Raw genomic sequence first — 12,318 nt, 5'->3', positions numbered from 1 at the left:
GTTAAAACTCATGACCTGCCCAAACACCATGGGGTTAGCATACGACTGTGCATATGCAATCTCTTCAGCCCCCCATTGCATGCTGCCTCCCGTTTCCACGCTCGTATGCGTAAACGCTTCGAACAAGGCGCCGTTGGGCAATGTCCAGGCCCCCTCTTCTGCAACAAGGCAATAAACACGCTCAACTTCAAGGGCGTCATCGTTGGGGTTTTGCAATCGGATGTCAAAGCCGGCGGCTGAAACGTTATTCAACCGCACCACTTTGGGTACATCCGCGGTAAGCTGGAAAACAGAGCAAACCACCACGGGGTTGGTGAAGGTGGCAGACAACGTCACGGGCATCCATTCTGCAGTGACGTCTTCGACAACAACCGTTTCGAGCACAGGAGACTGCGCCCTAACCGAGGTTGTCAGGGATACGCTCTGCCAGATGACTAATGAAAAAATCAGCCAGGCGAAACGACTCATATTCATGATAAAACGGGTTATCAGGTTAGCGGAGGAGAACCATGCGTTTTGTTTGCACACCTTGCGGACTTTCGAGCCGGTAGAGATAGGTACCGCTTGTGAGGTGCCGTGCCTCAAAGGTCACGTTATGCGGACCCGCCGGCAGTGTTTTGCTCACCAGCGTATCAACAAGCCGGCCCTGCAAATCGAAAACCCGGAGGCTTACAAACGAGGATTCTGCTAACTCAAAACTGATGTTGGTCGCAGGATTGAAGGGGTTGGGGTAATTTTGCGCAAGCGTGGCTGTTGCCGCAGGTTGTTCAACCGCTTCGTTACCCGTACTATCGGGCGGACTCACGGGGTTAAAGGCAACAAACGGCTGATAATCGAATGCCCCATTGACCACAGACTGCGCGCTTACATTGTCCAACCCAAGCCAGTGCTCCATGATGGTTGCGTACACTGAGCGGAAGTCGAGGCTATACGGCAGGTTGCTCCCCGAGAGATCGGGCAAATCGCCAATCACGCCCGGCAACACGTTCTTTCCGAGCACAAACAGCGGTGCAGCCTCTCCATGATCGGTGCCAAAGCTTCCGTTTTCGTGAACACGCCGGCCAAATTCAGAAATAGTAGCGGTCAGCACACGTTCGCTGTGGCCGTCGCTGTCCAGATCATCCTGAAATGCTTTTAGCGAGTTGCTAAGATTGGTCAGCAGATTAACATGGCGATTCAACTGGTTTTCGTGTGTATCCCATCCGCCCACACGCACCAGGTACATTTTTGTGGTCAAGCCGCCCCTGATCATTTTGGCGATACTCGCCAGCTGCCGGCCAAGGGCCGTATCGGGATATTCAACAGCATTAGACTGGGCTTGCAGCGTATCGCCAACCACTTTGCCATACTGGCTTGCGCTGTTGGCCACACGGCGGACGGTCGACAGCTTTTCTCCCCAAAGCGTGGCCGGTACGTCTTCAGCATCATACAAGATGCTGCTTTCTGCGAGCCGTTCCAGCACCTGATCATTTGGGATACCAAAGCCAAGCCGGCCCGTACGGCCGTTAAAAAAGAGCGCATTTGAACTCCCTACCTGCGTGAGCACCGGGTGCTCGGGTATATCGGTGTAGATGTCTGGAATGCTCGCTTCAATGTAGCGGCCTCCCCAGCCACCACTAACCAGTTCCCGGTCTCCCCGCTCCCAGATTTGTCCGGAAGTAGCATGTGATTTGTTCGGGCTTGGATAGCCGACGTTGGTTAAAACACTCATTTGATCCTGATCCCAGAGCGCTTTCAAGCCCGTCATCGACGGATGGAGGCCGAGGTTATCAGAAATAGAGAGGGCATCAGCTTTGGCGATGGCAATATTGGGGCGCTTCTCATAGTACAGGCCATCGTTAAAAGGAATGACCGTATTTAGCCCGTCGTTGCCACCATTAAGTCGAATGAGCACAACGGTGCGGTCGTTGTCCATCATTTGTGGGGATTGGAACAGGGCGTGTTTACCAAACACCTGCATAGGCAGGCCGCCGGCCATGAGTGTGGTTGCAATCCCACCCATACTTGCCATTTCGAGAAAGCTGCGGCGAGTCCAGGTTGCATGATCCGCCTTGTGCGCGGCGCCATCTGCAAGCGAAGTACCTTTTCGTTTATTCGTAGCTGAAGTTTTCATGATGCGTATGCCATAGGTTAAACGACGGGCCAGCAGATCCGAGACACCACAGGGTGCCGCGAAATACAGGCTATCGTTAAGCTTCAGGGATGGGGTTAGATGAGCTGATGCTCGGGCAGATTGGTCAGGAATGCGAGAAATGCCTGCAAGCGCGACGTGGCTTCATCAATCTCAATATTCCATTCGTAGGTTGGAATGCCGTCCAGAAGAATTTCCGTGAGTTGCTCATTGCTATATTCTCCGGGCCCGACTGCCAATACCGTTTCTACCAATCCATCGACCAGGGCATAGGGGTCATTGTGATCGTCAATGGACCGGGCGAGTGGAATCGGGTCAAAATCCGGGAATCCATCATTGGCGTATACAATGCCGGCGCTCGTATCCCAGCGAGAAGGTAACGACTGCACCGAAATCCAGGCATCGTGCTCAGGCCAGCCAAATACATCGGGTGGCATACCCAGCGGTTGTCCCAGGTATTGAATTCGGTTACGGGTTGTATTGAGCTGTTCTGCCTCGCCTTCTTCGGTAAACCCTCGGCCAATCTCATTCATGAAACCCAACACAGCTTCTGATGGGCTTTTGATTTTTGCCCCGATGATATTGCTTTCGTAGAAATGCGTGCTTGTAAAAAGCTGCTGCAATACCGGGATAATGTCAAAATTAGATTGGATAAAAGTTAACGCCATGTCATCAACGACGGATTGCTCTGGCGTTTCATAGACAAAGAACTCATAGAGCTTGCCACAAACGTAGCCGGCAATTTCCGCGGTCCGTTCGCTGAAGATGATATCAAGGATATCGTGGTATCCCCAATTGCCGGTTTGGCCAAACACGGTTTTCTCTCCGTCATCGAAGCGGCTGGCGGTAAAGCCAACAACACCGTCTGTCCGGCGCCACCCGGTAAACGCACGGGCAATTTCCTGAATATCGATCTCTGAATAATTGGGCTGCCCATCTTTGTTGAGCGGACTCATGGTGAACAGCTCCAGCAATTCGCGCGCATAATTTTCGTTAGGGCCATCTTTGTGGCTCCCGTCCATGTCCAGGTACTCAATCATGGCCGTGTTCAGGCCGAGTTCCGTGACCAGGGTTTTGTAATTACCCAGCGCATTGTCCCTGAGGAGACTCAGGTAGTCGAAATAGTAGGCTTCGTTGTAGCCGTTGAGGGATGCGATGAGGAGGTTACTCCAGAAAAGCGCCATTTTTTCGCGCATGCCGGCGCGCATCAGGAAAGCAATCCAGCGTTCGGTAATCCGCCTGTCAGGATTGTCTTCATCCGGTGCCATAACTGGATACTCAAAAGCGGGCTGGGCGAGGGTTTCACTGACAAGCTGGTTAACGGCTTGTGTTGGCGTTAAGGAGAGTAACTCGAGGACCTTGTGACGAGGGGCACCCATCTGTGAACGACGAAGGAGATGGGCAGCGCGTTGATAATTCCAGGGCATGTCCGCGCTTGGCACATAAGGCTCCAGTCCTTTCCCTGTCATGCGTGATGCATTCATGATCAGTAGAAGGTTGAGTTCTTATTCTTGAGGCGGGGGGACGGGTAATCAACAGGCGCAGACAAATAGCGTGCTGTCTGCGAGATAGAAAAAGTAAATGCGGGAAGGGTACAGCGTCTTGAGCTTAGCAAAGAAATTTGTGCAACTACATGCACGTCATACTTCTGCAACAATTCGTGTACCAATTACCGATATGTCACGGTATAAAATTGTAGATCTGCTAAACTGGATCAGATTAAGCACTTGCCTTTTTTGCCTTCAAACACCAAAGCGTTCATTACAGGACTTTAGACATTTATAAAAAAGCGCCGTCTTATTTAGATACCTGATAAAATCTCTTTTTGATTTTCCACCTCACCGCTTTCGCATACTGGGCATGCCTGTCATGCCACGTGTTCTATCAATACCCCTTAAGTCAAGCCGGCTGCTGCCGATGCTCATATTACAAGAACCACTCACCCCCTCATACCAACCCACCAAATCAATGGCCTCTGCAATGGCTGCTGCCCCAATTTTACTGACCGGCTCCACTGGATACATTGGCGGCCGGCTCCTTCATGAGTTTGAGATGCGCGACATCGCTGTCCGCTGCCTGAGCCGCCGGCCAGAGGTTATGCAGTCGCGTGTCAGCAACTCAACCACTGTTGTCAAAGGAGATGTATTGGACCCCGATTCCCTTGCCGGCACCATGGATGGCGCCAAGGTGGCCTACTACATGATCCACTCGATGGGGGCAGATGAGGGATTTGCAGAGAAAGACCGTCGTGGTGCGTTAAACTTTGCAGAAGAGGCAAAGCGCGCCGGCATCGAAAAAATCATCTATCTCGGCGGCCTCGGTGACGAAGAAGAAGACCTGTCGCTTCATTTGCGCAGCCGGATGGAAGTAGGCACCTGTTTGCGATCGACCGGGATTCCTGTCCTTGAGTTTCGTGCCTCGATTGTTATCGGATCCGGTAGCCTTTCATTTGAAATGATCCGTGCCCTGGTTGAGCGGCTCCCTGTGATGATCACGCCACGTTGGGTTGATGTGATGGCCCAGCCCATTGCAATCACCGATCTGCTCGAATACCTCGTGGCCGGCGCAGCATTGCCCGTTTCGGATCACCTCGTCGTCGGTATTGGGGGCACCAGCCAGGTTTCTTACGGAGAAATCATGAAGGAATACGCGCGGCAGCGTGGCTTGAAACGGCGCACAATCCGCGTCCCGTTTTTAACACCTCATCTCTCCAGCTTATGGTTGGGGTTGGTCACGCCATTGTATGCCCGCGTAGGCAGGAAGCTGATCAACAGCATCATACATCCTACCATTGTAGAAGATGACACCGCGCGCCGGCTCTTCCCCAACATCTCCCCCCGTTCCATGGCAGCGGCAGTACATGGCGCCCTGAACAATGAAGAAGCGCGTTATGCCAGAACACGCTGGTCGGACGCCCTTTCAGCAGCCGGCTACGAAGCAGACTGGGGTGGTGTACGATTTGGTAACCGGCTGGTTGATTCCCGTGAAATCGAAATTGCCGCCTCGCCAGCAGAAGCCTTTGCCCCAATTCGTCGCATTGGTGGCGAGCAGGGCTGGTATTACGGCAACTGGCTGTGGCAAATACGCGGCTTCATGGACCTGTTGATTGGAGGGGTTGGCGTACGCCGGGGCCGGCGACATCCGAATGAGATATTGGTGGGTGACACCCTCGATTTCTGGCGCGTAGAAGTGTACGAGCCAAACCGGCGACTGCGGCTTTTGGCAGAGATGAAACTACCGGGCCGCGCATGGCTGGAGTTTTGCGTTACGCCTACAGAGAAAGGCACAATCATCCGACAAACCGCCGTATACGACCCGGTGGGCCTGTGGGGACTCATGTACTGGTACGCGGTCTTTCCACTGCATGAGTTTGTGTTTGGCGGCATGCTCAAAGGGCTCGCCGCGGCAGTCCAGGAGGCAACAGAAGGTACGGCCGTACAAGAAATGCCTGCTTTAGAATTGGAATAAAATTGCGCTGCAAGGCATACACAAAAAGTTACGCAAATTATGCCATCACTATCTTATAAGTAACGCCAGACCCAAGGCATTATTAATTGCTGGGCAAGAAGAATTTGGTTGTTGTATCTTCGGCATGTAAGCGCCTAATTAAAGATCACAACGACCTACATGAGCAAATCTGAACTGCCGGATCCGTTCGAAAAAGCAAGACTTGAGCATGGCTATGGTGAAATAGACGACCAGCAGGATGCCGTAACGATGATCTTGCGCCACAGGGACGTGCGCAAGTGTGCGCATAACTGGTCCACTTTTTCTTCAGATGCAGGCGAATCCGTAGGGCGCATTGTTGTCCCATCGGAAGAAAGCATTCGGGATGTCAAACAAATCCCTTTCGAAGTTGACCCGCCAACGCACGGGAAGTACCGCGCCATTGTAGAACCCTGGTTCAAGCGTCCGCTTGAGCCGGCTTACCAGGCACAGCTAGCAGCACAGGCCACGGCGCTCATAGACGTCGTATTGGAGCAAGATGCCTTTGAGGCCATTCAGGAATTCTCGCTGCTTTTGCAATCCCGCGCACTCACCTTGCTGATGAACGTGCCGTACGAAGAAGCGGAAACCTACGTGAGTTGGGGCACCCATGTATTTCGCAGCGAAGACGACCCGCTCGATACCGAAAAAGCACAAGTGCTTTATGATTATATCGACAAAAAAATGGATGAGGCGGAGGCGGGCCCTGGTGAAGACATGTTTTCGGGGTTGTTGAACGCCGATTTTGAGGGCAGAAAACTATCGCGACTGGAAGTTACGGGCATTGCAGTGCTTACGTTCGCCGGCGGCAGAGACACGGTGATTAACATGATCACCAACACCCTGGCTTACCTGGCAGAACATCCTGAATCCATGGAGCGGCTACGGAATGAACCAGAGATCACATCCAGAGCAATCGAAGAACTTGTCCGATACTTTGCGCCCCTCACACACATGGGCCGCATTGTAAAGCAGGACACCGAAATCTGTGGCCACCAGGTAAAAGAAGACGCGCGTATCTCACTGTGCTGGGCATCCGCCAACCGCGATGCTACCGTGTTCGAAAACCCGAACAAAGTTGTACTCGACCGGAAAATCAACCCGCACCTTAGCTTTGGCTTTGGTACACATAACTGTCTCGGCGCAACACATATTCGTCAGATTATGCGCACACTCATCCCGATTTTAGTGGAGCGCGTGCAAAGCATCGACATTTTAGACTACAAAGAGAATATCGAGGAATGGCGAGACGACTTCCATCGCAAAGTTGGCTACGACAGCCTGACCCTGAGGTTCAACAAACGATAAATTGCTGCCGGATTGGCGTAATTTCTAATCCATGTAATACCATCACACACCACAACTTGACCTAAATAAAAGAGGATGGCTGAAATAACATTTATCACCAGGGATGGACAATCAACCAAACTGGAAGCTGACTCAGGCAGCATCATGGAGTTGGCTGTAAATAACAATATCCAGGGCATTGAGGGAGAGTGTGGCGGTGTTTGCTCTTGTGCAACATGTCACGTGCATGTAGCTCCCGAGTATTTCGAAAAAACAGGGACGCAGGAAGATGTGGAAGCCATGATGCTGGAGCTGGACGATAACCTGACCGAATACAGCCGGCTCGGTTGTCAGATCCAAATCACAGAAGCACTTGATGGCATGGTACTCCACGTAGCAAACGAGTAAGTCCCCATGGAATCCATGTCTACAGCCGACGAAACCTGTGTCATCGTTGGTGCAAGCCACGGCGGTGTTTCGGCTGCTTTTGAGCTACGCAAAAGAGGCTGGCAAGGCCGCATTTTGCTTGTTGACAGTGATGGTCGGCTACCCTACCACCGCCCGCCCCTGTCGAAAACCCATCTGACGGGAGAGAAAGCGCTAGCTGATATATTGCTGCGACCGCAAAAGAGTTACGATGATCAGCAGATCACGCTCATGCTTGGCAACGCAGTACAACGCATCGATCGCAAAGCACGGCTGCTTGTGTTGGAGAATAGCAAAACGCTCAATTACACGAAGCTCATACTGGCTGTTGGCGCAAGGCCTTTCATCCCGCCCATAAAGGGGATGGATGCGTCAAACCGCATCTTTACGATTCGCAATGCAGCAGATATTGCACGCATCAAAGCGGCGCTGGCCGGCAAAGCGGATCCAAACATTGTCATTATTGGCGGCGGCTACATCGGCCTGGAAGCAGCAGCATCGCTGAAAAAACTTGGTGCGTCAGTCACGGTGCTCGAACGCGAAAAGCGGACGCTGGCGCGCGTGGCAGCACCCGAGATTTCGCGTTTTTTCGAAGCCCTGCACGCCCGACATGGGGTCGACATCCATACCAACACGCAGGTCAATGCAATACAGGAAAGCGCCGACGCGGTTGTGGTGACCTGCGCAGATACACAGGCCATAGAAGCAGATTTTGTAATACTCGGCGTTGGCATACGCGTCAATACGACGCTCGCTACAGATGCCGGCTTGAAAACGGACAACGGCATTGTTGTCGATGACACAGCGTGTACCAGCGACGGTAACATCTATGCAGTCGGTGACTGCACCTACCACTACAATCCTCACTACGATCGGCACATCCGGCTCGAATCGGTGCAAAATGCGGCAGATCAGGCCAAGGTGGCTGCAGCTGCCATTTGCGGCAACGACGTAGTGTACGACAAAATCCCGTGGTTTTGGTCGGATCAGTACGACGTCAAGTTTCAAGCAGTGGGACTCTCTGCAGGATATGACGAACTGGTTGTTCGGCGTGAAGCGGATGAGGCGAATCGCCTCTCTATCTGGTATTTCAACGGCAACCACTTGCTGGCTGTGGACGCGGTCAATCACCCGAAAGCCTATGTACTGGGCACGAAGTTTATCAAAAGCGGGCAGCAGATTGACAAGAGCAATCTAGCCAATCCTCAGATAGACCTTGCCCCGGGTAATATTTTGGTAGCTAGCTAGCGCATACGCGAATTAAGAGCGAAGGCTATAACGTCATCCCGGAAGTGATTCTGCCTGATGATAAACCCGCAGATACCAACTATATGCCCGTTGAATACCATTTTGCAGGTTACTAACATGTCATTCTGAGCTGCGCGAAGAATCTGTCTAAAATGGTACGCTTCGAAATTACCTGAAACGTGTCCAATAAATACCAGATTCTTCACTTACGTTCAGAATGACACGGTGAGGGATCCATTCGATACAAAGAACATGATCAATGCCAAAGCTTTGGTTTCCGATGGTTGTGGAAATTTCGAGATCAAGACCATACAAGTAGGCGAACCAGCACCAGGAGAGGTGCGGGTCAAGATGAAGGCAGCCGGCATCTGCCATACCGACTGGGACTCTATTCAAAACTGGGAAAAGACCTTTATCGTCGGCCACGAGGGCGCCGGCGTTGTTGATGCGGTTGGCACTGGTGTACACGGCATTGCGCCCGGGGACCGCGTACTACTGAACTGGGCCATCCCCTGCGGGACGTGCTTTCAATGCCTGGAAGGCAATCCCCACATTTGCGAGGTCAATTCGCCTGTGTGTTCTGGCGACCTTAGCGGCCACGCCCACCCGGAAGCTTCAACACTGGGCGGCGCGCCTATTGAGCGCTCGTTTCACCTGGGCACCATGTCTGAGTACGCAGTAGTCAAACAAGCAGCGGTAACCAAGCTGACGGAAAACATCCCTTACAACGTTGCTTCCATAGCAGCTTGCGGTGTCATGACTGGATGGGGCTCTGTTGTTAATGCAGCTAACGTTCAGGCTGGTGCCTCGGTATGCGTCATCGGGTGTGGAGGCGTTGGCCTAAACGTCGTACAAGCAGCCCAACTATCTGGTGCAGCAAAGGTGATCGCTATCGATATTAGTGAGCATAGGCTCAACCAGGCAAAAAAGTTTGGTGCCACACACACCGTCCGTGCTGATCAGGCAGACACAGATTTCGAAGACGTAGCCCGACGCGTGCGCGAAGTCAATCAAGGAAGGCTTGCTGATTACGCCTTCGAGTGCACTGCTGTGCCGGCGCTTGGCTCAGCGCCTTTGAAGCTGGTGCGCAGCGCAGGCACCGCCGTCCAGGTTAGCGGCATCGAGCAGCGTATTGATTTCGACTGCGAGCTTTTTGAGTGGGATAAAATCTACATCAATCCACTCTACGGCCAGTGTAACCCGGAGCGCGATTTCCCCCGCTTGTTTGAGTTGTACAGCAACGACAAAATGAAACTCGATGAGTTGATAACCAAGACCTACACGCTGGAAACTGTTGCAGCAGGTTTTGATGATATGCTCAACGGCCGGCTTGCGAAGGGCGTGATTGTGATTGATGGAGAATAAGAGTTGAGTGTCGAATATTAATTGCAGACGTTCGCATTACACGGCACTCAACATTCGGCACTCATGCGAATTAAGAGTTGAGCACTCCTTTTATATCAGTATTCTTCACGCGTCATATCCAACTTAATTGGGTATCCATCGGGATGGCTCGGGTCATCAGTGCACATTCAAGAGCGCTTGCCATGCCTGTGGATCCCCAGTCAAGCTGAGGATGACGGTGTACCGGCATTGTAGATTCGAACCCTTAATTCGCATCACTCGGCATTCGACACTCAAAACATCCCCCATATGTCCATCCAACAAATCGAACAATCCTCCCCCGAAGGCGCAGCGGACAAGCGCATGGTCCTCACTGTTCACGCTTCTTCGCTGAAAGGCCGGGGCAATATATCTTGCTACAATGCCTACAGCGAAGCGACGGATCTCCCCATAGTCATCCTGTTGCACGGCGTGTATGGCAACCACTGGGTTTGGATGAATATGGGCGGCGCACATGCGGTGTATGAGCGACTCCGGGAAAGCAATGAAATCGACGAAATGCTATTGGTCATGCCAGAGGACGGCAGCTACTACGCCGGCTCCGCCTACCTGCCACTGCGTAATGGGTTCAACTACGAACAATGGATCATGGAAGACATGCTGGAGACGGTGCTAAAAAGGGTGCCGGCAGCTTCCAAAAAATCGCGCGTTTACATCACAGGCCTATCCATGGGAGGATATGGGGCCTTGCGGCTGGGCGCGAAGTATGCTAGCAGGTTCAGTGGCATCTCGGCCCACTCAGCCATTACAACCATAGAGGAAATGCGCATCTTCGTCGAAGAAGACTTGTCGATCTATCAGTGCGAAAATCCCAACGAAACAGACGTATTGCACTGGGCAACACAGCACAAGGCGCAGCTTCCTCCACTGCGCATGGATTGCGGCAAAGATGATGTGCTTTATGGTGGCAACGTCGAGTTTTCGCAGCAGCTGAAAGCAGCACAAATCGACCATACCTTTACAACATCCGAGGGCGGGCACGAATGGCCTTACTGGAACAGGATGGTTGAACACACCTTGCGCTTTTTTGATGGCATAGAACACCAGGCAGTGTGAATACAAACCTCTCATTGTGAACTGGCAAGGCAGGCAACAGCTTCATGATTGCCGGATAACAATATTCCCGTACTTGATTACAGTTATATAATCGATTTGGGCTTATTTTTCGCGCCTGGAAAGATCTCAGCCTCCAAGCGCCACAGGCATTCCTTCTTTAATACTCTGGTAGATCGCCTCGACAATTTTCATATCCCGCATACCTTCGTACCCGTCTACCGTGCTCTGGCGATCATTGAGCACGCAATCTGCGAAGGCATCCATTTGCGCGGCTTGCTGATTGATTTGCGGGAATTCCATTGCATTGCGCGACGTGCGGCCTTTGATGCCACTGTACGAGTAAGCAGGATTGACTTCAAACCATCCTTGTTCAGCCGCCGCATACAGACGCTGTGTGCTGGCAATGTAGCTCGTTGTGGAATTGGCCATGGCGCCGTCCGGGAAGGTCAGCTGCCAAGTGATGGTTTCATCTACTTCAGCAAACTTCACGGGATCGGTTTTAAACTCCTGTGCCCAAACGCGTACGGGTTCTTGTCCGGTTACATACCGGGCTGCCTGAATGGCATAGACGCCAACATCCATGAGTGCACCACCGCCGGCCAGCGCATGCTTCAATCGCCACTGGTTAGGATCTCCGATGCGGAAGCCAAACTCGGTCTCCAACATTTTTACGGGCCCAAACACCTGCTCCTGTCCGAGTCGCATGGCCTCCATATTGTGCGGCTCAAACTGGCACCGGTAGCCTACCGATAGTTTGACGCCGGCAGCATCACAGGCATCAATCATGGATTGTGCTTCAGCGACAGAAGTCGACATGGGTTTCTCGGTGATGACGTGCTTGCCAGCTTTTGCTGCACGGATCGTAAACTCCGCGTGCATAGAATTTGGCAGCACAACATAGATAATGTCGATGGCGTCATCTTCAGCGATTCGGTCGAAATTTTCGTAGTTGTAGACGTGGCCTTTGAGGTGGGGGTGGCGCTTCGTCCAGTCGGCCGCTTTTGAGGGGGTGCCGGTAACGATGCCGGTGAGCCGGCAAAGGTCGGTTTCCAACAACGCGGGCTCGAGCTGGCCTTTGGCGTAATTCCCCAAACCAACCAGTGCAATACCCAGTTTTTCATCATCGGGAAGCATGGGCAAGCCATTGGCCATCAAGAGATTTGAAGCCCAGGGTGCGGCGACGCCCATGCCCAGGAGGCCGGCTGTAGTTTTCTGGATAAAGTTGCGACGGGATTGATGGCTGGAGGGCTTCATAAGGCTGGTGGCTTGGTGGGATGTCT

General features: G+C 52.5%; 10 protein-coding genes. 6 read left to right on the top strand and 4 right to left on the bottom strand.

Annotated features, from left to right (window positions below; translation table 11 throughout):
* The 3 genes from AAF564_22120 to AAF564_22110 all read right to left on the bottom strand — a co-directional run.
* The coding region (locus AAF564_22120; GenBank protein MEM8488264.1) for a hypothetical protein at nt 1-474 on the bottom strand (474 nt) is incomplete at its 3' end.
* 19 nt (nt 475-493) lie between these two features.
* Nucleotides 494-2,113: a DUF1501 domain-containing protein gene (locus AAF564_22115; GenBank protein MEM8488263.1), complete on the bottom strand. Its 1,620-nt coding sequence runs from the start codon at nt 2,111-2,113 to the stop codon at nt 494-496.
* Between the two features lie 95 nt (nt 2,114-2,208).
* Nucleotides 2,209-3,615 (bottom strand): DUF1800 family protein, encoded by a 1,407-nt coding sequence (locus tag AAF564_22110; GenBank protein ID MEM8488262.1) that lies wholly within the window; start codon nt 3,613-3,615, stop codon nt 2,209-2,211.
* Nucleotides 3,616-4,099: 484 nt separating this feature from the next.
* Between AAF564_22110 and AAF564_22105 the strand changes: the two genes are divergently transcribed.
* From AAF564_22105 to AAF564_22080, 6 genes are all read left to right on the top strand, one after another.
* Nucleotides 4,100-5,599 carry an SDR family oxidoreductase gene (locus tag AAF564_22105; protein ID MEM8488261.1) on the top strand — a complete coding sequence of 500 codons (1,500 nt, stop codon included), beginning with the start codon at nt 4,100-4,102 and terminating at the stop codon, nt 5,597-5,599.
* 159 nt (nt 5,600-5,758) lie between these two features.
* Nucleotides 5,759-6,925, top strand: a complete 1,167-nt coding sequence (locus AAF564_22100) for a cytochrome P450 (protein ID MEM8488260.1) — start codon at nt 5,759-5,761, stop codon at nt 6,923-6,925.
* A 75-nt stretch (nt 6,926-7,000) separates the two neighbouring features.
* Entirely contained in the window at nt 7,001-7,312 is a 312-nt protein-coding gene (locus AAF564_22095; GenBank protein MEM8488259.1) for a 2Fe-2S iron-sulfur cluster-binding protein, read from the top strand.
* Between the two features lie 15 nt (nt 7,313-7,327).
* Nucleotides 7,328-8,578, top strand: a complete 1,251-nt coding sequence (locus AAF564_22090; protein ID MEM8488258.1) for an FAD-dependent oxidoreductase — start codon at nt 7,328-7,330, stop codon at nt 8,576-8,578.
* A 252-nt stretch (nt 8,579-8,830) separates the two neighbouring features.
* A complete protein-coding gene (locus tag AAF564_22085; GenBank protein ID MEM8488257.1) occupies nt 8,831-9,943 on the top strand; it encodes a Zn-dependent alcohol dehydrogenase in 1,113 nt (370 codons plus the stop codon).
* 288 nt (nt 9,944-10,231) lie between these two features.
* Nucleotides 10,232-11,038: an alpha/beta hydrolase-fold protein gene (locus tag AAF564_22080; protein MEM8488256.1), complete on the top strand. Its 807-nt coding sequence runs from the start codon at nt 10,232-10,234 to the stop codon at nt 11,036-11,038.
* A gap of 126 nt (nt 11,039-11,164) precedes the next feature.
* Here AAF564_22080 and AAF564_22075 read toward each other — a convergent pair whose 3' ends face one another.
* Nucleotides 11,165-12,292 (bottom strand): Gfo/Idh/MocA family oxidoreductase, encoded by a 1,128-nt coding sequence (locus tag AAF564_22075; protein ID MEM8488255.1) that lies wholly within the window; start codon nt 12,290-12,292, stop codon nt 11,165-11,167.
* Between the last annotated feature and the right edge of the window lie 26 nt (nt 12,293-12,318).

The organism is Bacteroidota bacterium (assembly GCA_039111535.1).
In the GTDB taxonomy this organism is placed as follows: domain Bacteria; phylum Bacteroidota; class Rhodothermia; order Rhodothermales; family JAHQVL01; genus JBCCIM01.
The sequence above is the reverse complement of the archived record's forward strand: the minus strand, read 5'-3'. Positions and strand labels throughout refer to the sequence as shown.